The 22,114-nt window shown below is 71.6% G+C and carries 24 protein-coding genes; 14 read left to right on the top strand and 10 right to left on the bottom strand.

The window, feature by feature from the left end; genetic code table 11:
- The first annotated feature begins 97 nt into the window (after positions 1-97).
- The gene (locus tag ACZ4VW_RS03235; protein ID WP_467957838.1) at positions 98-643 is read left to right on the top strand and encodes a MarR family winged helix-turn-helix transcriptional regulator; all 546 of its coding nucleotides are present in this window, start codon (positions 98-100) and stop codon (positions 641-643) included.
- Between the two features lie 155 nt (positions 644-798).
- Here the strand turns inward: ACZ4VW_RS03235 and ACZ4VW_RS03230 are convergent, their stop codons facing one another.
- From ACZ4VW_RS03230 to ACZ4VW_RS03205, 6 genes are all read right to left on the bottom strand, one after another.
- Complete coding sequence (locus ACZ4VW_RS03230) at positions 799-1,305, bottom strand: hypothetical protein (protein WP_467957836.1); 507 nt, start codon at positions 1,303-1,305, stop codon at positions 799-801.
- Positions 1,306-1,386: 81 nt separating this feature from the next.
- Positions 1,387-2,145: a succinate dehydrogenase iron-sulfur subunit gene (locus ACZ4VW_RS03225; protein WP_467957834.1), complete on the bottom strand. Its 759-nt coding sequence runs from the start codon at positions 2,143-2,145 to the stop codon at positions 1,387-1,389.
- The gene (gene sdhA / locus ACZ4VW_RS03220; protein ID WP_467957832.1) at positions 2,145-3,899 is read right to left on the bottom strand and encodes a succinate dehydrogenase flavoprotein subunit; all 1,755 of its coding nucleotides are present in this window, start codon (positions 3,897-3,899) and stop codon (positions 2,145-2,147) included. Before sdhA ends, ACZ4VW_RS03225 begins: the two co-directional genes overlap by 1 nt.
- A gap of 25 nt (positions 3,900-3,924) precedes the next feature.
- Positions 3,925-4,401: a succinate dehydrogenase hydrophobic membrane anchor subunit gene (locus tag ACZ4VW_RS03215; protein ID WP_467957830.1), complete on the bottom strand. Its 477-nt coding sequence runs from the start codon at positions 4,399-4,401 to the stop codon at positions 3,925-3,927.
- 8 nt (positions 4,402-4,409) lie between these two features.
- Entirely contained in the window at positions 4,410-4,790 is a 381-nt protein-coding gene (gene sdhC, locus ACZ4VW_RS03210; RefSeq protein ID WP_189948009.1) for a succinate dehydrogenase, cytochrome b556 subunit, read from the bottom strand.
- Positions 4,791-4,962: 172 nt separating this feature from the next.
- Positions 4,963-5,508: a 2-oxo-4-hydroxy-4-carboxy-5-ureidoimidazoline decarboxylase gene (locus tag ACZ4VW_RS03205; protein ID WP_467958168.1), complete on the bottom strand. Its 546-nt coding sequence runs from the start codon at positions 5,506-5,508 to the stop codon at positions 4,963-4,965.
- Between the two features lie 215 nt (positions 5,509-5,723).
- On the opposite strand from ACZ4VW_RS03205, the gene ACZ4VW_RS03200 reads away from it, so the two are divergent.
- The 4 genes from ACZ4VW_RS03200 (at position 5,724) to ACZ4VW_RS03185 (ending at position 9,464) form a co-directional block, all read left to right on the top strand.
- The gene (locus ACZ4VW_RS03200; RefSeq protein WP_467957827.1) at positions 5,724-7,349 is read left to right on the top strand and encodes a beta-N-acetylhexosaminidase; all 1,626 of its coding nucleotides are present in this window, start codon (positions 5,724-5,726) and stop codon (positions 7,347-7,349) included.
- 120 nt (positions 7,350-7,469) lie between these two features.
- On the top strand, positions 7,470-8,114 hold the full coding sequence (locus tag ACZ4VW_RS03195; protein ID WP_467957825.1) for a DUF4328 domain-containing protein: 645 nt from the start codon (positions 7,470-7,472) through the stop codon (positions 8,112-8,114).
- Between the two features lie 91 nt (positions 8,115-8,205).
- A complete protein-coding gene (locus ACZ4VW_RS03190) occupies positions 8,206-8,856 on the top strand; it encodes a DUF4328 domain-containing protein (protein WP_467957823.1) in 651 nt (216 codons plus the stop codon).
- A 59-nt stretch (positions 8,857-8,915) separates the two neighbouring features.
- Positions 8,916-9,464, top strand: coding sequence for a hypothetical protein (locus tag ACZ4VW_RS03185; RefSeq protein ID WP_467957822.1), 549 nt, complete (start codon positions 8,916-8,918; stop codon positions 9,462-9,464).
- Between the two features lie 55 nt (positions 9,465-9,519).
- Here the strand turns inward: ACZ4VW_RS03185 and ACZ4VW_RS03180 are convergent, their stop codons facing one another.
- A complete protein-coding gene (locus tag ACZ4VW_RS03180) occupies positions 9,520-10,254 on the bottom strand; it encodes a Clp protease N-terminal domain-containing protein (RefSeq protein ID WP_467957820.1) in 735 nt (244 codons plus the stop codon).
- Positions 10,255-10,329: 75 nt separating this feature from the next.
- On the opposite strand from ACZ4VW_RS03180, the gene ACZ4VW_RS03175 reads away from it, so the two are divergent.
- The 6 genes from ACZ4VW_RS03175 (at position 10,330) to ACZ4VW_RS03150 (ending at position 14,962) form a co-directional block, all read left to right on the top strand.
- Entirely contained in the window at positions 10,330-11,037 is a 708-nt protein-coding gene (locus ACZ4VW_RS03175; protein WP_467957818.1) for a DinB family protein, read from the top strand.
- 117 nt (positions 11,038-11,154) lie between these two features.
- A complete protein-coding gene (locus tag ACZ4VW_RS03170) occupies positions 11,155-11,598 on the top strand; it encodes a hypothetical protein (RefSeq protein ID WP_467957816.1) in 444 nt (147 codons plus the stop codon).
- A gap of 65 nt (positions 11,599-11,663) precedes the next feature.
- Positions 11,664-12,293 carry an RNA polymerase sigma factor gene (locus tag ACZ4VW_RS03165; RefSeq protein WP_467957814.1) on the top strand — a complete coding sequence of 210 codons (630 nt, stop codon included), beginning with the start codon at positions 11,664-11,666 and terminating at the stop codon, positions 12,291-12,293.
- The gene (locus tag ACZ4VW_RS03160) at positions 12,290-12,898 is read left to right on the top strand and encodes a hypothetical protein (protein WP_467957812.1); all 609 of its coding nucleotides are present in this window, start codon (positions 12,290-12,292) and stop codon (positions 12,896-12,898) included. Before ACZ4VW_RS03165 ends, ACZ4VW_RS03160 begins: the two co-directional genes overlap by 4 nt.
- 280 nt (positions 12,899-13,178) lie before the next feature.
- Positions 13,179-13,844 (top strand): RNA polymerase sigma factor, encoded by a 666-nt coding sequence (locus ACZ4VW_RS03155; protein ID WP_467958166.1) that lies wholly within the window; start codon positions 13,179-13,181, stop codon positions 13,842-13,844.
- Positions 13,844-14,962 carry a hypothetical protein gene (locus ACZ4VW_RS03150; protein WP_467957810.1) on the top strand — a complete coding sequence of 373 codons (1,119 nt, stop codon included), beginning with the start codon at positions 13,844-13,846 and terminating at the stop codon, positions 14,960-14,962. The genes ACZ4VW_RS03155 and ACZ4VW_RS03150 overlap by 1 nt, the downstream gene beginning before the upstream one ends.
- Before the next feature lie 168 nt (positions 14,963-15,130).
- Here the strand turns inward: ACZ4VW_RS03150 and ACZ4VW_RS03145 are convergent, their stop codons facing one another.
- Entirely contained in the window at positions 15,131-16,006 is an 876-nt protein-coding gene (locus ACZ4VW_RS03145; protein ID WP_467957808.1) for a L,D-transpeptidase family protein, read from the bottom strand.
- A 210-nt stretch (positions 16,007-16,216) separates the two neighbouring features.
- On the opposite strand from ACZ4VW_RS03145, the gene ACZ4VW_RS03140 reads away from it, so the two are divergent.
- The 3 genes from ACZ4VW_RS03140 (at position 16,217) to ACZ4VW_RS03130 (ending at position 19,393) form a co-directional block, all read left to right on the top strand.
- The gene (locus ACZ4VW_RS03140; RefSeq protein WP_355105406.1) at positions 16,217-17,797 is read left to right on the top strand and encodes an acyl-CoA mutase large subunit family protein; all 1,581 of its coding nucleotides are present in this window, start codon (positions 16,217-16,219) and stop codon (positions 17,795-17,797) included.
- Between the two features lie 69 nt (positions 17,798-17,866).
- Positions 17,867-18,520 carry a leucine efflux protein LeuE gene (gene leuE, locus ACZ4VW_RS03135; RefSeq protein ID WP_467957806.1) on the top strand — a complete coding sequence of 218 codons (654 nt, stop codon included), beginning with the start codon at positions 17,867-17,869 and terminating at the stop codon, positions 18,518-18,520.
- A gap of 51 nt (positions 18,521-18,571) precedes the next feature.
- Positions 18,572-19,393, top strand: a complete 822-nt coding sequence (locus ACZ4VW_RS03130; RefSeq protein WP_467957804.1) for a MerR family transcriptional regulator — start codon at positions 18,572-18,574, stop codon at positions 19,391-19,393.
- A gap of 241 nt (positions 19,394-19,634) precedes the next feature.
- Here ACZ4VW_RS03130 and ACZ4VW_RS03125 read toward each other — a convergent pair whose 3' ends face one another.
- Both ACZ4VW_RS03125 and ACZ4VW_RS03120 read right to left on the bottom strand, forming a co-directional pair.
- Positions 19,635-20,987 carry an alpha-2,8-polysialyltransferase family protein gene (locus ACZ4VW_RS03125; protein ID WP_467957802.1) on the bottom strand — a complete coding sequence of 451 codons (1,353 nt, stop codon included), beginning with the start codon at positions 20,985-20,987 and terminating at the stop codon, positions 19,635-19,637.
- Positions 20,984-21,988, bottom strand: coding sequence for a glycosyltransferase family 2 protein (locus ACZ4VW_RS03120; protein ID WP_467957800.1), 1,005 nt, complete (start codon positions 21,986-21,988; stop codon positions 20,984-20,986). Before ACZ4VW_RS03120 ends, ACZ4VW_RS03125 begins: the two co-directional genes overlap by 4 nt.
- Positions 21,989-22,114: the final 126 nt, after the last annotated feature.

Here is a 22,114-nt window from a genome sequence, read left to right as displayed (position 1 = left end):
CGCCGCGCCCCCCCCACGGCGGGGCCGGGAGCGAAGGTGATTCGGCAGCGAAATATTCGGCGTCGAAGGAAACGCGCCCCGGACGTACCATCGGTCCATGGAGCCGACCGAGTCCGGGGGGCCGACGCGGCGGGACTGGACCGATGAGCACGTGGCCCGGTGGCAGCCGGTGCTGCCCGGCCTCGACCCCGTCGTGGAGGGCGCGGTCACCCGTATGAAGAAGCTCTCCGTCCACCTGCGGCGGGTGCGCGAACAGTCCCTCCTCGACTTCGAGCTGGAGCGCCACGAGTTCGACACGCTCCACAAACTCGCCGGCCGCGGCGGCAGCGCCGCGCCCTCCGACCTGGCCCAGGACCTCGATCTCGCCCCCGCCTCGGTCACGGGCCGCCTCGACGCCCTGGAGAAGCGCGGCTTCGTCCGGCGCACGCCGTCCACGGCCGACCGCCGCCGGGTCGTCGTGGAGCTCACGCCCACGGGCCGCGAGACCTGGCTCGGCGCCATGGACGTCCTCGGGCACGAGGAGTACCGCCTGCTCGGGGTCCTCGACGAGGACGAACGCTCCGTGCTCAACGATCTGCTCCGCCGCGTCATGCTGGCGGCCGAGGGGCCGGACGACGCGCCCCCCGCTCCTCGTACCCCGTGAGGCCGGCCGCCGCGACACCGGGCCCGCCGGGCCGGACCCCCGGACCGGACCCCGGAACCAGACCCCCGGAACCAGACCCCCGGAACCAGACCCCCGGAACCAGACCCCCGGACCAGACCCGAACCAGACCTCCGGACCAGCCTCCTGGCCCGTCCCTACATGCTCAGCGAGCGTGCGTAGTTGAGCTGTCCCATCACCCAGTGGATGGTGTCCGGGCCGGTCGCCGGGATCATCGTGGCGTGGTGCCGGCCACCGCTGGTGACGGTGACCTGGATGAAGCCGGTGGTCTTCTTTTCCTTCATCAGCAGGAACAGCAGTCCCAGCAGGCACACGAGGAAGAAGATGATGGCCAGCACGATCGCGACCGTCGGCATCTTCTCCTCGGTCCGCGACATGTCCATCGCGTTCCAGACCGCGCCCTTGAGCGGCATCGCACCGGCCGGGGTGATGATCTGGTCGCCGACGATCGTGATGTCCCCGAGGCTCAGCAGCGGCGCTCCGCCCTGGCCGACCGGCGGATGCTGCGGCGGCACCGGCACGCCGCCGGCGACGGTCGGCTGGTACCCGGCCGGCTGGGGATACCCGTAACCGGGCGCTCCCGCCTGCTGATCGGGACCCCACTGGTAGTCGCCGCTGTCCTGGTAAGGGTTCGGCTCGCTCATCTGTCCCCGTCCTCCGTAACGAAAAAGCCCGCCTCTGCACGCCGAGCGTACAGAAGCGGGCTTCCCCACTGTGACCAGGTGTCAGAAGCGACGCGTGATCAGCGCGCGCTTCACTTCCTGGATCGCCTTCGTGACCTCGATGCCACGCGGGCAGGCGTCGGTGCAGTTGAACGTCGTACGGCAACGCCACACGCCGTCCTTGTCGTTCAGGATCTCCAGGCGCTGCTCGCCCGCCTCGTCACGCGAGTCGAAGATGAAGCGGTGCGCGTTGACGATCGCGGCCGGACCGAAGTACTGGCCGTCGTTCCAGAAGACCGGGCAGGACGACGTGCACGCGGCGCACAGGATGCACTTGGTGGTGTCGTCGAAGCGCTCGCGGTCCTCGGCCGACTGCAGACGCTCACGCGTCGGCTCGTTGCCCTTGGTGACCAGGAACGGCATGACGTCGCGGTACGCCTGGAAGAACGGCTCCATGTCGACCACGAGGTCCTTGAGGACCGTGAGGCCCTTTATGGCCTCGACCGTGATCGGCTTCTCCGGGTTGATGTCCTTGATCAGCGTCTTGCAGGCGAGCCTGTTCTTGCCGTTGATCCGCATCGCGTCGGAGCCGCAGATGCCGTGCGCGCACGAGCGGCGGAAGGTGAGCGAGCCGTCGACGTCCCACTTGATCTTGTGGAGGGCGTCGAGCACGCGCTCCTTGGGGTCGATCTCGATCTGGAAGTCCTCCCAGACCGCCGCGTCCGAGATCTCGGGGTTGAAGCGGCGGATCCGGAGGGTGACCGTGATGTAGGGGGAGGCGGCGGACTCCGCCTCGACCTTGTCCAGTACGGGGGTGGCCATCAGTACTTACGCTCCATCGGCTGGTAGCGGGTCTGGACGACGGGCTTGTAGTCGAGACGCACGGTCTCGGAGCCGTCGGCGCCGACCTCGCGGTACGCCATGGTGTGGCGCATGAAGTTGACGTCGTCGCGGTTGGGGTAGTCCTCGCGGTAGTGACCGCCGCGGGACTCCTTGCGCGCCAGGGCCGAGACGGCCATGACCTCGGCCAGGTCGAGCAGGTTGCCCAGCTCGATGGCCTCCAGGAGGTCCGTGTTGAAACGCTTGCCCTTGTCCTGGATGGACACGTTCAGGTAGCGCTCGCGCAGCTCGGCGATCTTCTCGACCGCCGTCTTGATCGTCTGCTCGGTACGGAACACCATCACGTTGGCGTCCATCGTCTCCTGCAGCTCCTTGCGGAGCACGGAGACCCGCTCCGTACCCGTGGAGTTGCGCAGCCGCTCGACCTGCTCGGCGACGAACTCCGCCGGGTTCTCCGGCAGCTCGACGTAGTCGGACTTCGCCGAGTACTCGGCGGCGGCGATACCGGCCCGCTTGCCGAAGACGTTGATGTCGAGCAGCGAGTTGGTGCCCAGACGGTTGGCGCCGTGCACCGACACGCAGGCGACCTCGCCGGCCGCGTACAGGCCCGGGACGACGGTGGTGTTGTCGCTCAGGACCTCACCCTCGACGTTGGTCGGGATGCCGCCCATGGCGTAGTGCGCGGTGGGCTGGATCGGGATCGGGTCCGTGTACGGCTCGATGCCGAGGTACGTACGGGCGAACTCGGTGATGTCCGGGAGCTTGGCGTCGAGCTGCTCCGGCGGGAGGTGCGTCAGGTCGAGGTAGACGTGGTCGCCCTCGGGACCGCAGCCGCGGCCCTCGCGGATCTCCGTGTAGATGGAGCGCGAGACGACGTCACGGGACGCGAGGTCCTTCATGACCGGCGCGTACTTCTCCATGAAGCGCTCGCCGTCCTTGTTGCGGAGGATGCCGCCCTCACCGCGGGCGCCCTCCGTCAGCAGGATGCCCATGCGCCAGATGCCCGTCGGGTGGAACTGGAAGAACTCCATGTCCTCCAGCGGCAGACCGCGCCGGTAGCAGGCCGCCTGGCCGTCACCCGTCAGCGTGTGCGCGTTGGAGGTCACCTTGAAGAACTTGCCCGTGCCGCCGGAGGCGTAGATCACGGCCTTGGCCTGGAAGACGTGGATCTCACCGGTGGCCAGCTCGTACGCGACCACACCGGCGGACGTCTTGACGCCGTCGACCTCGGTGATCAGCTGGTCCAGGACGTAGAACTCGTTGAAGAACTCCACGCCCTCCTTGACGCAGTTCTGGTACAGCGTCTGGAGGATCATGTGGCCGGTGCGGTCCGCGGCGTAGCAGGACCGGCGGACCGGGGCCTCGCCGTGGTTGCGCGAGTGACCGCCGAAGCGGCGCTGGTCGATGGTGCCGTCCGGGGTCCGGTTGAACGGCAGGCCCATCTTCTCCAGGTCGAGGACGGCGTCGATGGCCTCCTTCGCCAGGATCTCGGCGGCGTCCTGGTCGACCAGGTAGTCACCACCCTTGACCGTGTCGAAGGTGTGCCACTCCCAGTTGTCCTCCTCCACGTTGGCGAGCGCGGCGGCCATGCCGCCCTGCGCGGCGCCCGTGTGGGAGCGGGTGGGGTAGAGCTTCGTCAGCACGGCGGTGCGGCTGCGCTTCGTCGCCTCGATGGCGGCGCGCATGCCGGCGCCGCCGGCGCCGACGATGACGGTGTCGTACTTGTGGATCTTCATGACGTGGATTACCTCAGCCCCGTGCCTAGCGGATGTTCGGGTCGAAGGTGAAGATCACCAGCGTGCCCAGAAGGATGGTGAACACCGTGGCGGTGTACAGCAGGCCCTTGAGCCACAGGCGCGTGTTGGCCCGCTCCGCGTAGTCGTTGATGACCGTACGGAGGCCGTTGGCGCCGTGCAGCATGGCGAGCCAGAGCATCAGCAGGTCCCAGACCTGCCAGAACGGGGACGCCCAGCGGCCGGCCACGAAGGCGAAGCCGATCTTGGAGACGCCGCCGTCGAGGAAGAGCTGGATCAGCAGGTGGCCGATGACGAGGACGACGAGGACGATGCCCGAGAGGCGCATGAAGAGCCACGCGGCCATCTCGAAGTTGCCTCGGGTCGCCCGCGGCGTCCTGCCGGTGCGCTTGCGGGGGGCCTCGATGAACGGGGCCGGGTTGTCCGCGTCGTAACGGGCAGCGCCCTCGACGGGACCGATCGCGGAAGTGGTGTCAGCAGACATGTCTGGCGTCAGCTCCCGAACAGTTCACGTGCGGCGTGGCCGAGGACGGGGTAGATGGAGCCCGCCATCAGCACGACCCAGATGCCCACGACGGTCCAGAGCATCTGCTTCTGGTAGCGCGGGCCCTTGGACCAGAAGTCCACGGCGATGACCCGCAGGCCGTTCAGCGCGTGGAAGAGGATGGCGGCGACCAGGCCGTACTCGAGGAGTGCGACGATCGGCGTCTTGTACGTGGCGACCACTTCGTCGTACGCCTCGGGGGAGACGCGGACGAGAGCGGTGTCCAGCACGTGTACGAACAGGAAGAAGAAGATGAGGACGCCGGTGACTCGATGAGCCACCCAGGACCACATTCCTTCCCGGCCGCGGTACAGCGTTCCAGCCGGCACGGAAAAACCCTCCGGGAGCGGGGATCAGGGTCGGCCGGCTTCTCTGTCGGTCAGACCCGGCCGGGTACGGTCCACCGGCCCCGGTCATCGTAGCGACGAGATGTCGGTTCCCTCGCGCGGGGTCCATAGGTGTGATCAAACAGGCACGGACGGCCTATCGCACAAGCGCGAATCACCGCATTCCGGACGCCTGCACCGAAAGTGTGGGGGCTCCGACATGGTGGGCGAGCCGGGCGCGGGCCAGCCGGCGCAGCTCGTCGGCCGCGATCACCCGCTCCTCCTCCGGCTCGTTGCCGAGCCGCGACCGGATGCCGGCGAGGACCTGGTCGAGGCGCTCACCGGGGCGCACACCGTCCAGGCTGATCACGAAGGCGTGCCCGAACCGGCTCTCGTACGCGGCGTGGGCGGCCCGCAGGGCGGTCTGCGCGGCCGGCGGGGCGTCGGGGTGCGGCACGGCGGGGCATTCGGCGGCCAGCGCGTCGTCGAGCTCGGCGGCGGACAGGTCGTAACCGGCCTCGTCGGCGGCGGCGAGCAGCGCGTCGAGCGTGGGGTACGGACGGTGTGCCGTCACCCGTTCGGCCCAGCGCCGGCTGTGGCAGCAGGAGAGGAGCAGCCCTTGGGCGAGGGAGGCCGGGGCCGCGTTGAAGCGCGCGAGACCGATGGCCTGCCGGGGGTCGCCCTGCTGGGCGGGTATGGCGGGGGTGGCGGCGGAGCCCAGGTTCCGGGAAGAGGCACGGGTGTCGCTGGTCAGCGTGGACTCCGGGAATGGTGGGGTGGATGTGACGCAACGTTATCTACGAGAGGCGGGACCTGTCCGACGGATGCGCGAATTTCACCCGGAAGGGAGAGTTTCGGAACGTGTGCGTGACGATTCGACGTCGGCGCCCGACTCCGAATGGCCCCACCTCGTCCCCTGAGGGAGGATTCCGAGTGATGCGGTACGCCATACGAGGGCCCCACGCGGGCCCCACGCTCCTCGCGGCCGCGGTGGCACTGGTCACCGTGACGGCCTGCTCCAGCGGTTCGCCCTCCGGCCCGGGCGGTCCGACGTCCGGGGCCGGGACGCCGTCGTCCGTCACCGGCCCCGCGACGAGTGCGGCGCCGGAGCCGAGCCCCACCCCCACGCGGACGTTCCCGCTCTCCACCGCCCCCCTGACCGTCCCCGCCGTCCGCTCCCACGAGGCGGCCCACGGCCCGGGCTGGCGTCCCACGCCCCAGGCGGGTGTCGTCATCGCGCGGGGCAGCGAAGGGCTCGCCGACGAGGGACGGCTGCTCGCGGGGGAGCTCAAGATCGCCTACCGGGGCGCCGTCGCCGCCCGCGCGGGCGACATCGAGCTGGCGCTCGGCGGGAAGGGCGCCCCCGAGTCGTACACGCTGACCACCCGCGACGACCGGGTCCGGATCGCCGGCCCCGACCAGGCGGGCGTCTTCTACGGGACCCGTACGCTCAAGCAGTCGGTGAAGGGCTCCGGCGCGATGCCCGAGGGCACGGTCACCGACGCGCCGGCGAAGCCCCAGCGCGGGCTGAACGTCGACATCGCCCGCAAGTTCTTCACCGCGGAGTGGATCGAGGCCCGGCTGCGCGAGATGGCGGACCTCAAGCTCAACCAGTTCGGGCTGCACTTCTCCGACGACCAGGGCTTCCGGATCGCCTCGGACACCCATCCCGAGGTCGTCTCGGCCCAGCACCTCACCAAGGCCGAGGTGCGCCGGATCCTCGCCCTCGCGCAGAGCCTGCACATCACCGTCGTGCCCGAGATCGACTCGCCCGGACACCTCGGCGCCGTCCTGCGGGCCCACCCGGACCTCCAGCTGCGCAACGTCTCGGGAGTCCCGCGCCAGGGCGCCATCGACATCTCCGAGCCCGCCTCCGCGCGGCTCGTCGACGAGCTGCTGCGCGAGTACGCCGGGCTCTTCCCCGGCGGCTGGTTCCACGTCGGCGCCGACGAGTACCAGGCGCTGACCGTCCGCTCCCCGGCGGCCTCCTATCCGCAGCTGGCCACGGCGGCGCGCCAGAAGTACGGGCCGCAGGCCGGTGTCCAGGACCTGGCGGAGGGCTGGTTGAACGACCGGGCGGCGGTGGTCCGCGAGGCGGGCAAGGTGGCGAAGGCCTGGAACGACGGGTTCTTCCGGGGCGGGGTCGTCACCGCGGACAAGCGCATCGAGGTCGAGTACTGGACCGGCAAGGAGATCGGGGCCCGGCCGCCGATCGAGTACCTCCAGGAGGGCCGGAAGGTCGTGAACCTCAACGACGAGTTCCTGTACTACGTCCTCGGCGAGCCGAACCAGTTCACGTATCCCACCGGACGCCGGATCTACGAACAGTGGACCCCGCTGGTCCTCCGCGGCACGACGCCCGTGCCGGCGCGGTACGGGCCCCAGATCCTGGGCGGCCGGTTCGCGGTCTGGTGCGACCTGTCCAGGGCGCAGACGCAGGCGCAGGTGGCCGACGGGATCCGGATGCCGCTGACGGCCACGGCGCAGAAGCTGTGGGACGCGCGGGAGCCGGCGATGAGCTGGGACCGGTTCAGGGCTCTGGCGGTGAAGGTGCGCGGCTGACCAGCGCATTTCCCGTGGACGCCGTCTTCCGTGTGGCGTACGGTCCCCTCCTCGGCGGCCGCGCGGCCGCCCGGTGCCTCGGGGAGGGGCGCCGTGCACCCGTGGGGGGTTCGCTCAACCATGCTCCGCAATCCGACCGGCTTGTCCCATGCCGTCGTGTCCCTGCTCGGCCTCGACATCGTCCTCGACGTCCTGTTGTCCGTCTTCGAGGTCCGCACCCTGCTCAGCGATCCGGCGACGGGTCTCTCCGACCCGGCCGTGTTCGGCGGCGTCGACATGAACCTGGCGTACAGCATCGGTTTCGCGCTGTACGTGGCGACCGGGGTCGTCTTCGTCGTCTGGTTCCACCGGCTCCGGCAGAACGCCGGGATCTGGGCCGGTGACCTGCAGAGCCGTGGCCCGGGGTGGGCCATCGGTGGATGGTTCATCCCGATCGGCAACTTCTGGATCCCTCGCGGGATCGCCGTGGACATCTGGCGGGCCAGCCGCTGGGAGCCGTACGCCGCCGACGGGCGGCGGGAGCTGGCGCTGCTGAACAGCTGGTGGGGGTTCTGGGCTGCCGCCACGGTGGTGGGCTGGATCGGGGCGCGGCTGTACGCCGCCGCCGACACGGTCGACGCGTACGTCACGGCGGCCTCCTGGTCGCTCGCCGGTTACTCCCTCGACATCACCGCCGCCGTCCTCGCGATCCGCTTCGTCCGGCGTCTGACCGCCATGCAGCACGCCAAGGCCACGGGCATGATCGCGGCGGCGGAGGCGCGCTGAGGCGGCGGGAGTACGCTCCCCCCTCGGCGGCCGCCCGGTCGTCCGGTGCCTCGGGGAGGGGTGCCGCTCACCCGTGGGGGTTCGCTCCGTCATGCTCCGCAATCCCGTTGGCCTGTCGTACGCCGTGGTGACCCTGCTCGCGGCGCTCGCCGTGGCCGACGCCGCTCTCTTCTTCGCGGCACTCGACGTACGGCTGCTGATGGCCGGCGGCCCGAGCGACCACCCCGACGCCGACGGGTTCGCGCACACGGGCGTCGACGTCGTGGCGGTGCTCCAGGTGCTGATCCAGCTGGCGCTCAGCGTCGTCTTCATCGTCTGGTTCCACCGGGTCCGCAAGAACGCCCAGGTCTGGGCGCCCGATGTGCACCGCGGCGGTCCGGGCTGGGCCATCGGTGCCTGGTTCGTCCCGATCGCCAACCTCTGGTGGCCGCGCAGCGTGGCGGTCGGCACCTGGCGGGCGAGCCGCCGGGATCCGTACGGCGACGGCAGCGCGGCGGGGGAGTCGTTCGCCGTGCTGAACGTGTGGTGGGGCTTCTGGATCCTCACGGATGCCACGAGCTTCTTCGCGACCGCCGTGTACGACGACGCGGACGCGGTCGAGGAGTTCGCGGCCGGCGCGGCCTGCCTCATGGGCGCCGCCGTGCTCGACATCGTCGCCGCCGGCTTCGCGATTCTCTTCGTGCGTCGTCTGACCTCTATGCAGCACGCGAAGGCCACTGGCATGATTCCGGCCTCGCAGTGACGTAATCACGCCAGGCGGCGCAGTAAGGGGAAGTACCGCGTCCGCAACGGGAGGCAGCCATGAGTCTGCTGGAACTGATCGACCGGGCCGACGAGCGGAGTCTGGCAGCTGCCGGGCTCGCCTGTCTGGACCGGTGTCTGCCGCTGCTCGCCCCCGAGGGCGGAGAGGTGCTGCGGCCCGTCTGGGCGGCGGTCGCGCGCGGCGACGGCGGGGCGTGGGGCGAGGCGGTGGCCAAGGCCCGGGGCGAGCTCGACGGTGACGCGGGGGACGACGCGGCGGCCGGGCTCGTCCGCGGGATGCTGGACGCCGCGCCGGCCGAGTGGGCCGAGGGGCCGCTGCGCGCGTGGGCCTCCGGATGCTCCGTCACCGCCCTGGCTCTGCACGGCCGGTACGACGCCGCAGAGGTCACCGACGAGTCGATCGCGCGCTGCCGGACCGGGGACGGTGCCGGGGCGGGCCCGCTCCTCGCCGGCGAACTGCGCCGGCAGGTGACCGTCCTCGAATCGGTCGCCCACGGCCCGACCGGTCTGCGCCGGGCCCGCGAACTCTCCACGGAGGGCGGCCGGGTGCTGCGCGCCGTCGTCTCCCGCCGGGCGCGGACCGCCTGACGGTCTCCGTACGGACGTGTGGCCGGGCGCCCCGTGGGGCACCCGGCCCGCGTCGTCATTCCTTCGGCTGCGCCGAGAGCCGCGCGACCGTCTCCGCGATGTCCGCCTCGGCCACCGCCTTGTCGAGGCCGAGGCCGGTCAGGACCCCGTCGCCGTCCTCGAACTCCAGCAGCGCCAGCAGGATGTGCTCCGTACCGACGTGGTTGTGACCGAGCCGCAGCGCCTCGCGGAACGTCAGCTCCAGGACCTTCTTGGCCGACGCGTCGTACGGGATGAGCGCGGGCACCTCCGCCACCGCCGGCGGCAGCGTCGGGGTGACGGCCTCGCGCAGCCGCTCGGGCGTCACGCCCTGCGCGGTCAGCCAGCGCGCCGCGAGCCCTTCGGGCTCGGCGAGGAGGCCCAGGGCGAGATGGCCGGGAAGCGTCTCCTCGTTGGCCGCGGCGGTGGCCTCGTTGTGCGCGGCCATCACGACGTTCCTGGCCCGCGGGGTGAACCGGCTGAAGCCGGCGTTCGGGTCCATCGTCCCGGCGTCCGGCTCCTTCGGGACGAATCGCTTCTGGGCCGCCTGCCGGGTGACGCCCATGCTTTTGCCGATGTCCGTCCAGGAAGCACCCGAACGTCGTGCCTGGTCGACGAAGTGCCCGATCAGGTGATCGGCCACGTCGCCGAGATGGTCCGCCGCGAGGACCGCGTCGGAGAGCTGGTCGAGGGCGTCCGTGTGGCCCTTCTTGATCGCTTCGATGAGGTCGTCGAGCCGGACGGGATGGGTCATGCCGAGAGGCTTCGTCATGGAGGCAACCCTAGGTTGACAGTCGAGGGGTGTCAACCTTCGGTTGACAGTTCGACGGGCGTCATGATGACCGCCATGACGACGACGAGCGATCCCACCGCCCCCGGCACCCTGACCGCCGACGATCTCCAGCACGCCGTCCGCCTCTCCCTCACCACGCTGCGCGCCGCGGCCGCCGCGACCACCGCCGCCGACTGGCAGCGCCCCGCAGCCACCCTGACCTGGAACTGCTGGGAGACCGTCGAGCACCTCGCCGACGACCTCTTCGCCTACGCGGCCCAGCTCGGCCTCGAAACCCCACCCCTCGGCACCGAGCCCCTCGGCACCGAGGTGCCCTTCCTCTGGGAGCGGCGCCGCGAGGGCGGCCCCGCCAACGTCACCTACGCCGATCCGGCGGCCGGTACCTCCGGGCTGCTCCAGGTCCTGGAGTCCTGCGGGGCGATGCTGACCGCCCTGGTCCGTACGGTCCCGGCGGACCGGCGCGCGTACCACTGCTTCGGGGTGTCCGACGCCGAGGGCTTCGCCGCCATGGGCATCGTGGAGACCCTCGTCCACACCCATGACGTCGCCACCGGCCTCGGTGTCCCGTTCCACCCGCCGGCCGGCCTGTGCGACGGTGTGCTCGGCCGGCTCTTCCCCGACGCGCCCACGGACACCGACCGCTGGGCCACCCTGCTGTGGGCCACCGGCCGGGGTGAGCTGCCGGGACGCGAACGCCTCACCTCCTGGCGCTGGTTCGCCGAGACGCGGGAGGCGCGGGAGGCGAGGGCGGCCCAGGAGTAAGGGGGCGGCGAGGGAGCGGCCGCGGGTCGGATGGTGTGACCGTGCCGTGAGCATCCTGTGACCAGCGCCACTCCCGAACCCTGTGACACTTGCGCCCCACCGGTCGCTTGGTTGGGCATGTACCGGGAATCCGAACCCGCGCCGGCCATGCCGTCCGCCGACGGCATGCGCGCCTACGTGACCCACGTCGTCGAGCGGCTCACGGCCAGGAGCCGCCTGCCGCTCGACTACTCCGCGGCCAGCCTCCGCCTGGTCGACCTCATCATCGACGGACTGCGCCGCGACGAACCCGATCGCGCCCGGGTCGACCGCGTCCTCCAGGGACTCGGCGCGTACACCGGCGAGGTGATCGTGCGCCGGGCCGGTGCGCGGTGGATCGACTTCGACGAGGGGCAGCGGGAGTTCTTCCGGCAGCCCGTCGGCATACGGATGCCGGACGGGCGTGCCTGGAACCCGCTCGGAAAGGTCGTCAACCGATTCGAGACAGGCCCGGAGGAATCCGTACAGCGCTTCTACCTGCTGCTGCACGGCCGGGCCAGGACGCCTGTGCGCTGCCTGTGAGGCTGTGACGTTTCCACGGGTCCGCGCGCTGAAGGAGAGGGGGACGGCGCGGCGCGCCCTGCCTCATGGGGGCATGGGCACGGTGTGCGGTGTCGAGTCGGCACGAAGAGGACAGTGTGGGCGCGTACGACGCGGAACTGGGGATCCTTGTCGAGCGCGCGCGGCGCGGGGACGAAGAGGCCTTCGCGGCGGCCTACCGTCTGGTGCAGCCCGGACTCCTCGGCTATGTACGGGGCCTGGTCGGTGAGGACGCCGAGGACGTCGCCTCCGAGGCATGGCTGGAGATAGCCCGGGACCTGGGACGGTTCCGGGGTGACGGGGCCGGATTCCGCGGCTGGACCGCGGCGATCGCCCGGCACCGGGCGCTCGACCATCTGCGCCGGCAGCGGCGACGGCCCCTCACCTCCTTATTGGAGCAGAACGTACTGGAACTGCCCGGTGGCCAGGACACGGCGGCCGCGGCCCTGGAGAGGCTGTCCACGGAACAGGCCCTCGCCCTGGTCCGCAGTCTGCCGCGGGACCAGGCCGAGGCCGTTCTGCTGAGGGTCGTCGTCGGCCTGGACGGGCCGGCGACGGCCCGCGTGCTGGGCAAGCGCCCCGGCGCGGTCCGCACGGCGGGCTACCGGGGATTGAGGAGACTGGCGGGACTGCTCGCCGCCGCGGAGCCACCGCGACGGCGGAAGGATGGGACATGACACGGGAACCGGACCCGCTCGGCGCGGCGCTCGGCGCGGCGCTGCGGCGCGAACAGGACGGTGCCGACACGGGCGAGGCCCGCGCACGCGCGGCCTTCCGGGCGGCGCGGAACACCGCGCGCTTCGCGGCGCGCCGCACCAGACGGCGGGACGACTGGCGGCCCGCGCCGGTACGCGGCCGGTTGCGCGGCTCCCTGCGCACCACCGCGCTCGGTGTCGCCGCGACGGTCCTGCTCGGCGGAGTCGCCGTGGCGGCGTCCGGGACGCTCGACCCGGGAGCGCCCGCACCCGCGTCCGCACCCCCACCCGTTCGGGTGAACGCCGGCACTCCCGGAACGAGCCCGCGCACACCGGCCGTCCCCTCCGCGCAGGGCGGGACGCCGCGCGTGAGCGAGGGCGTCAGGGTGTCCAGAGGCGCGGAGACCGGCACGGCCAGGACCAGGGCCCCGATCAGGACCACGGCCATGACCCCTACGAAGGCCAAGGCCAGGATCAGAATCCAGGCCAACGGCAAGGCCGAGGGGAGGGGCGAGGTCAAGGGTGGGGCGAGGCGCGCGGCGGCTCCCGAGACGAAGCCCCCCGCACCGACGGGGCGAAGGCCCTGAAAGCAGGACGAAGAGGAGCGGAAAAGGAGGACGACCGGGGCCGCCACCCCCCACAGGAGAGGCCCCGGTCGCCGTCCGCCGGAGCCGCAGCACGGCCCCGTACTCCCTACAGCGCCACGGATGCGTTTTCTGTCACACCGTCCCGACCCCCTCGAAGGTTGCCGGTTGTACAAAGTCCGGACGAACATGGACGCGGCGCCACGGAAGGACGTAGCGTGCTGATGCGCGCCGGCCGGTGCGGCGGTGATGACCAGCCGCGATGACGAACAGGTTGTGGGGAGTGCTGGGGGACGACGCGGAGCTGACGGCCGCCGTGCTCGGTGCGCAGGACGGGGACGAGGACGCCTTCCGTGCTGTGTACCGCGCCGTGCATCCCCGGCTGCTGGGCTACATACGCACGCTCGTCGGTGACGCCGACGCCGAGGACGTCGCTTCGGAGTCCTGGCTCCAGATCGCGCGCGACCTCGACCGGTTCAGCGGTGACGCGGACCGGTTCCGGGGCTGGGCGGCCCGTATCGCCCGCAACCGGGCGCTCGACCACATCCGGATGCGCGGTCGACGGCCCGCCGCGGCCGGCGACGAGACCGAACTCACCGACAAGCCCGCCGACTCCGACACCGCGGACGAGGCCCTGGAAGCCCTGGCCACCGGCCACACCATGAACCTGATCGCCCAACTGCCACAGGACCAGGCGGAGGCCGTCGTCCTGCGGGTCGTCGTCGGCCTGGACGCCAAGAGCGCCGCCGAGACGCTGGGTAAGCGCCCCGGCGCCGTGCGGACCGCCGCGCACCGCGGCCTCAAGCGCCTCGCCGAACTCCTCGGCGCCGAGGGCGACGGAAGCGGAACCCCTCTCGGGGGCGTACCACCGCAGCGCGGCCGCAGGCCGGGGGCCTCCGCTCCCGGTGGTGTGACGCAATCGCGCCCGCGGACGCAGAAGGACATGTGATGGCCGACGAGCGGTACCAGTGGCTCGACCAGGAGGCCGCGGAGCGACTGCTGCGCGGCGAGCCGGTCGACGCCGTCGACGATCACGCCCGCGAGCAGGCCGAGCGCCTCGCCCAGGCCCTCGCATCGGCCCGGTCCCTGCCCTTCGCCGGACCGGCCCAGGCCGCACTTCCCGGTGAGGAGGCCGCACTGGCGGCCTTCCGCAAGGCCACCGCCGAGCGCGGCACCGTCGCGTCCCCCTCCGCCGTCGCGTCCCCGTCCGCCTTCGCCCCCACCACCGCCGAACTCGGCGGCGTACGGCTCCGGCCGGTGACCGCCGCCCGGCAGTGGGGACGCTCGCTGCGCTACGGACTGGCCGCGGCGGTCGCGGCCGTCGCCGTCGGCGGGGTCGCCGTCGCCTCCGGCACGGGCATGCTGCCCTTCGACGACGACCGCCCGGAGCCGGCCGGCTCGGTCTCGGCCGTCGAGGTTCCGGACCCCGCCGTGTCGGGCTCCCCGGACGACGGGTCCGACCCGCGTACGCCGTCCGTGCCGCCCGTGAGCGAGGGCAGCACCCCCGGCGCCTCCCCCTCGCTCACCACGCCCCCGGCCACGGCCGGCTCCGGCGGTACGGGCGACGAGCGCGACGCCTCCCCCTCGCAGGGGAGAACCGCGGGCCCGTCCGACCGGGACGGCGCCGTCCTCGCCGCCCAGATCAAGGCATGCACGGACTACCGCGCCGGACGCCTCGACGAGAGCTCCCGGCGCCGGCTCACGGAGTCGGCGCGCACCGGCGAGACCGTGACGCGCTTCTGCGACCGGATCCTGGCCGACGGCTCCACGAGCGGCGCGACCAGGGAACCCTCCACCGGCTCCTCGGGTGGCGAGGGCGGCAAGGGCGGCGACGGCAAGGGCGACGACGGCTCCGCCGGAGAGGGTGAGCGAGCGGGAACCTCCCGCGGCGCCTCCGGAGGCAAGGGCCGCGGCGACGCGCGCGGTGACACGCGCGACGGCGAGCAGCGCGGAGACAGCCGGACCACCGGCCGCCACCAGCTCTCCGACCAGGTACGGCAGCCGGAGATCCAGCCGAAGGACCGGGCGAAAGACCCGGCGAAAGACCCGGCGAACGGCCGGGCGTAACACTTTTCGGCCCGTCGGCGCAGTACTGAGTGAGCCGACTGGTCATCGGCGGCGCAGAGAGCCGGGGTTCCCCCCGTACCTTCGGCTCCGCGCACCCGGCGCGGGTGGGACACGTTCCCCCGGTCCCACCCGCGCCCCTTCCTCACCCACTCACCGCGGCGTCCGTCCCTACCAGTGGACGACGACCTTGTCGCCGACCTTCACCTGGTCGAAGAGCGCCGCCACCTTCCCGCGGTCCCGGACGTTGACGCAGCCGTGCGAGGCCCCGTTGTAGCCGCGGGCGGCGAAGTCCGAGGAGTAGTGCACGGCCTGGCCGCCGCTGAAGAACATCGCGTACGGCATGGGCGTGTGGTAGATCGTCGAGACGTGGTCGCGGCTCTTGGAGTTGACCTTGAACGTGCCCTCGCGGGTCGGGGTGTTCTCGGAACCGAAGCGGACGTCCATCGACGAGACGACCGTGCCGTCGACCATCCAGGCCAGCGTGCGCGTCTCCTTGCTGATGCACAGCACCCGGCCGGTCATGCACCGCGGGTCCGGCGTGTCCAGCTGGTTCGTGGTGGACGGCTTGAGCTCGGCGGCCGTCGGCTTGCGGGTCATCGCGAGCAGCCGCTGCCAGGTCGTCTCGTCGACCGAGCCGGTCTGCGGCAGCTCCCGCTTCTTCTGGAAGGCCGTGACCGCCTTCCCCGTGATCGAGCCGTAGAAGCCGGTGGGCGCCCGGTCGAAGTACCCGACCTGACGCAGCCGTGCCTGCAGCTCGCGCACCCGCTCGCTCTCGTCCCCGTCCTTCATCAGGGCCTTGGCGGCCGGCTGCGCGGAGGTGGGCAGCGAGGTGGGGGTGGAACTGGGCGTGGAGGACGGCTTGCCGTCCGTCGTCGGCGTGCCGGCCGGCTCGGTCGCCGGCGTGCTCGTGGCCGAGGACGAGCCGGACGGCGCTCCGGTCGTCGCGGGCGACGTGCCCCCGACGGCCTGGGCCGTGCAGCCGGTCGCGAGGGCCACGGCGGCCGCCGCCATGAGTGCCCTGCGTATGACGGACGATCTGCGCATGACGGATGAACGGTGCATCGGTGGCCCCCCGGAATCAGACTGTGTACCTAGGGATGCTTCCCGGGCCCGGTTGGTTGCGCACGTGACGGAAGTACGGAGGATGCTGTGAGGAAGGTCCCAGCGTGCTGCCCTCCACCCGCCGCACGGCCGCCGATACAGTCCGTCGCGAGGGTCGGTACCGCAGAGTAGGTCTATCGGGAGGCACAACAGATGGCGCGCGAGTCGGAGTCGGGGCTGCCCATTGAGCCGGTCTACGGACCGGATGCCCTGGACGGGTGGGATCCCGCCGAGAAGCTGGGCGAGCCCGGCTCGTACCCCTTCACGCGCGGCGTGTACCCGTCGATGTACACCGGCCGCCCCTGGACCATGCGGCAGTACGCGGGCTTCGGCACCGCGGTGGAGTCCAACGCCCGCTACAAGCAGCTGATCGCCAACGGCACGATGGGCCTCTCCGTCGCCTTCGACCTGCCGACCCAGATGGGTCACGACTCGGACGCGGCGATCTCCTCGGGCGAGGTCGGCAAGGTCGGTGTCGCCATCGACTCGATCGACGACATGCGCATCCTGTTCGGCGGGATCCCGCTGGACAAGGTCTCCACCTCGATGACCATCAACGCGCCCGCCTCCCTCCTGCTGCTCCTCTACCAACTCGTCGGTGAGGAGCAGGGCGTCCCGGCGGACCAGCTCACCGGCACGATCCAGAACGATGTGCTCAAGGAGTACATCGCGCGCGGCACGTACATCTTCCCGCCCAAGCCCTCGCTCCGGCTGATCGCTGACATCTTCAAGTACTGCAAGGCCGAGATCCCGAAGTGGAACACCATCTCGATCTCCGGCTACCACATGGCCGAGGCCGGTGCCTCGCCCGCGCAGGAGATCGCGTTCACCCTCGCCGACGGCATCGAGTACGTCCGTACCGCCGTGGCCGCCGGCATGGACGTGGACGACTTCGCGCCCCGTCTCTCCTTCTTCTTCGTGGCCCGTACGACCATCCTCGAAGAGGTCGCCAAGTTCCGGGCCGCCCGCCGGATCTGGGCGAAGGTGATGAAGGAGGAGTTCGGCGCCAAGAACCCCAAGTCGCTGATGCTCCGCTTCCACACCCAGACCGCCGGTGTGCAGCTCACCGCCCAGCAGCCCGAGGTCAACCTGGTGCGTGTCGCCGTCCAGGGGCTCGCGGCCGTCCTCGGCGGTACGCAGTCGCTGCACACCAACTCCTTCGACGAGGCCATCGCCCTGCCGACGGACAAGTCCGCCCGCCTGGCCCTGCGCACGCAGCAGGTCCTCGCGTACGAGACCGACGTCACCGCCACCGTCGACCCCTTCGCCGGCTCGTACGTCGTCGAGAAGATGACCGACGACGTCGAGGCCGCCGCGCTGGAGCTGATGCAGAAGGTCGAGGACCTCGGCGGCGCGGTCAACGCGATCGAGCGCGGCTTCCAGAAGAACGAGATCGAGCGCTCCGCCTACCGCATCGCGCAGGAGACCGACAGCGGCGAGCGGGTCGTCGTCGGCGTCAACCGCTACACGATCGACGTCGAGGAGCCCTACGAGCCGCTGCGCGTCGACCCGGCGATCGAGGCCCAGCAGGCCGATCGGCTCGCCAAGCTGCGCGCCGAGCGGGACCAGGCGGCGGTGGACGCGGCGCTCGCCGAGCTGAAGAAGGCGGCGGAGGGCACGGACAACGTGCTCTACCCGATGAAGGACGCGCTCAAGGCGCGGGCCACGGTCGGCGAGGTCTGCAACGCGCTGCGCGAGGTCTGGGGCACGTACGTCCCGACCGACGCCTTCTGATCCCCGGGGATCTTCCGCGATACGAAACAAGCGGGCGGAGTGTCGTACCCACGTGCGACACTCCGCTTCATGCTGGGTGTCACCGATCTTCCGACCTACCTCGTGGGCCTCGTCCTCATCATCCTTCTGCCGGGGCCGAACTCGCTGTACGTGCTCTCCGTGGCCGCCCGCAAGGGCACCCGTACGGGATACAAGGCGGCCGCCGGCGTCTTCACCGGTGACGCGGTCCTGATGACCCTGGCCGCGCTCGGCGCGGCCTCGCTGCTCCAGACCACCCCACTGCTCTTCATGATCGTGAAGTACGCGGGCGCGGGGTATCTGGCCTGGATGGCGTACGGGATGCTGCGGGCGGCCTGGTCGATGTGGCGCACCCGCGGCGAGGCGGTCGCCGAGGAGACGTCGGACATGCCGGCCGGCGCGGGGGAGAAGCCGTACCGCCGGGCGCTGATCATCAGCCTGTTCAACCCGAAGGCGATCCTCTTCCTCGTCTCCTTCTTCGTGCAGTTCGTGGACCCGGCGTACGCCTACCCGGCACTGTCCTTCCTCGTCCTCGGCACCCTGCTGCAGATCGGCAGCTTCCTCTACCTCACGATGCTGATATTCGGTGGGACGCGGCTGGCGGCCGCCTTCCGGCGGCGCAGGCGGCTCTCGGCGGGTGCCACGACCGCGGCCGGCGCCCTCTTCCTCGGCTTCGCCGCCAAGCTCTCCCTGGCCGGCGCCTGACCACGGTTCCTTGACCCTCACACCGTGTGAGGCCGTTCCGTAGGGGTCGTCATGTTCACCATCGGAGACTTCGCCCGGCACGGGCGGGTGTCGGTCCGGATGCTGCGCCACTACGACGCCATCGGACTGCTGCGCCCGGCCCATGTCGACCCCCACAGCGGCTACCGCTTCTACGAGGCGGACCAGCTGGCCCGCCTCAACCGCGTCATCGCGCTCAAAGAACTCGGCTTCACCCTCGACCAGGTGGGGTCGATCCTCGACGAGCAGGTCGGCGCGGAGGAACTGCGCGGCATGCTGCGGCTCCGTCAGGCCGAGCTGGAGACGGCCCTGGCGGAGGCGGCGGGACGGCTGGCACAGGTCGGCGCGCGGCTCCGGGCCATCGAGAGCGAGGGACACATGTCCACGCAGGACGTCGTCATCAAGAAGGTTCCGCCGGTGCGGCTCGCCGAGCTGAGCGGGGTGGCGGCCGGATTCGGCCCCGGCGAGATCGGACCGGTCATCCAGCCGCTGTACGAGCGGCTGTGCGCGGCCCTCGAGGCCGCGGGCGTCACCGGCTTCGGCCCGGGCATCGCGTACTACGAGGACGCGGGCCGCGGCGACGGCTCGATCCTCGTGCACGCGGGGATGACGATCCCGGCCGGGTCGGAACCGGCCGGCGTCGACATCGTCGTGCTGCCGGGCCTGGAGGAGGCGGCCACGGTCGTCCACCGGGGCCCGATGGACGACATCCTGCCGACCGTCCAGACCCTGGCCACCTGGATCGACGCCAACGGCTACCGCTCGGCGGGCTACGCCCGGGAGCTGTACCTGGAGTACGCCGACGACACGGCCAAGTGGGTGACCGAGATCCAGGAGCCGGTCGTCCGCGCCTAGGCCGTGTCCGGAAAGTAGCGCCGTCTGCCCGCAGGGCAGGGCCCGCGGCGTCTGGTGCGTGCGATCGCAAGGCGGAGGGCCGCCCTCGTACTGGGTGTACTGGGGCGATCCGACAACGCAGCGAGGGTGCGTGCCAGGCGTCGCGGGCCAGCGGGACTTTCTGGGCACGGCCTAGCGGTACGGAGGGGGCTTGGCCCACCCGGTACGCAGGGGGCGGGGTGTACGAACCCCGCCCCCTCCGTCACTTCGCCAGAGCCCGCTTCAGACGCAGCGCGCGGCGCGCCAGCCGCCGGACCTGCGGGTGACGCGGGACCGGAAGGCCGCCCGGCAGGCCCACGACGGTGAGGCGGCGGCGCGTGAAGTACGGGCGGGTCCGCTCGGCGAGCGGCCCGGAGAGGTGACGGACCGCCGCGCCCCGCAGATCCGGCCGGATCCTGGGCTGCATGGCGAAGCCGACCGCCGCGACCAGGTCCGCCAGCGCCTCCGCGTCCAGGGCCGGGACCGGTGCCGCCTCGGGCGATCCGCCCTCCAGGTCCGGAACGAGCGCGTCGACGAGGGTGAGCGGGACCCGGTTGCTGTTCTGGTACGGGGTCAGCCGGCCCAGGACCGTCCGCGTGCCGACCCGGGCGACCGGAAGCCCGTAGAAGGCGTGCGCCGTCATCAGCGCCGTCGAGAAGCAGCCGACCACCAGCGCGGGCCGCAGCTCCCGGTACACCACCTCCGCGAGCACCGGCCGGTCCAGGACGGTCAGTTCGGCGCCGAGCGCCTCGGCCTCCCGCGCCAGTCTCCGCGTCCACGCGTCCGGCGCCGTCGGGTGCGGCTTGAAGACGAGCCGGCGGTGCCCGCGCGCGATCGCGCCGCGGACCATCCGTACATGCAGGTCCTCCTCCTCGGCCGGGGTGAGGAGCGAGAGCGCCGCCAGGTACTGGCCGAGCAGCAGCGCCGGACCCTCGCCCTCCGCGACAACCGGAGACTCCCCGTCCCCGGGTGCGGCCGGCTCCGCCACCTCCGCGACCACCTTCGTGAACGCCTCCGTCGGCACCACCTCCGCCACGGCCCCGAATTCGCCCAGCAGCAGCGGCGCGAGCCCCGGCACCAGATCGAGGTGGAGCAGCCGGCGCACCCGCTCCCCGACCAGAGGCTCGATCTTGTTCCGGGTCGGGCCGTAGCTCATCAGCCCGTCGGCGTACACGTCGAGCGGCGCCTCGGAGAACAGCCGGGCGATCGTCAGCGCCGGCGCCACCTGCACGGACTCCACGGCGAGTTCGATCCGGTCGTCACCGAGACCCCACAGCAGCCGCAGATGCCGCTCGAGCAGCGGCAGGTCGTCCGCCCGCGGCGTCCAGCCCGAGGGATGGAGCGGGGCGATCGCCTCGTTCCACGACAGCACGGCGTCGAACCGGCCGCGCAGCCGCTCGAAGCCGGGCATCTCGTCCAACGCCGGTGTCGTCTCCGGTACGGGCGCGTTGTTCCCGACCAGCAGCAGACGCCGGTCGGCCGGGCCGAAACAGCCGCTGTCCAGAGCGGCGGCCAGCGTCGTCGCGCCGTAGAGCGTCGACGCGTAGAAGATCTGAGTGGTCCGGGTGGTCCTCACGCGGCGGCCCCCGAGGCGGTGACGGCGGCCACGGAACCCACGCCGGCCCGGCGGCGGCGCAGCCTGCGCAGCACCGCCGCCCGCCGCTCGTCCATCGTGCCCAGCGCGTCGCTCAGCACGTCCTGCGGCATGCGCCGCAGGGCGCCCGCGCTCATCGACCGCAATTTCTTCGCCACCGCCGGTTCGTATCGTTCCGCGGAGGAAATGTGGTGCGAAATCAGAGCGCAATAGGTGCGGACCGCTTTCGGGAGAAGAAGGTCCGCGTCCCCATCCTTCGCCGTCTCCTCGATCACCTGGTCGAAAGCGCGAATGAAATCCAACTGCCGTACATCGCCGATCTGCGTGAGAGAGGTGGAGACCCCGCGCCGGTAGAAGATCCCGAGGGTGCTCACGGCCGCGAAGGAATCCGCCTCCCGGTGCAGCCGCCAGATCCACGGCCGGTCCTCCGCCGTCCGCAGCCCGGGCGTGAAGTGCAGCAACCCGCGGTCGAGCAGCCGCCGGTGGTACATCCCGGCCCACGCGTACGGATAGTCCACCGAGGTCGTCCGGTCGGCGGGCAGGATCGCCTCGCGCGGGCGCAGCACCTCGCCGCGCCGCCCGACCGGGCACCGGCGCACCGACCGGTTCCGCCCCGCGCACACCACATGGTCGGTCCGGAGGAAGTCGCAGTCCAGCTCGTCCATGGCCGTGACCAGCCGGGCGAAGTGGCCCGGCGCGAGCCAGTCGTCCCCGTCCAGGAAGGCGACGTACCGGCCACGGGCCGCGTCGAGTCCGGTGTTACGCGCGGTCGCGAGCCCCTCGTTCCGCGCGTGTCTGATGAGAACGGCCCCCGGGACCTCGCGCACGGCCCGTTCGAGAAGCTCCGGCGTCCCGTCCGTCGAGCAGTCGTCGACGAACAGGAACTCGAAGTCCTCGCGGGCGTTCGCGCGCAGGCTGGTGAGGGTGTCGGGGGCGTATGTCTGCACGTTGAAGAACGGCACGACGACGGAGAGCTTGACCACCCGGCCGACGCTAGGCGCCGCCCCGGCATTCGTTCTGGCCGACAGAGGGATGTTCGGTGAACACGAAGCGGCGGGCGGCTTAACCGCCCCCGATCCCCGCCCTTTTCGGAAAGGGGAAGGGCTCTG

This window comes from Streptomyces sp. NPDC029139 (assembly GCF_055564335.1).
This window is presented reverse-complemented; position numbering and strand designations above follow the sequence as displayed.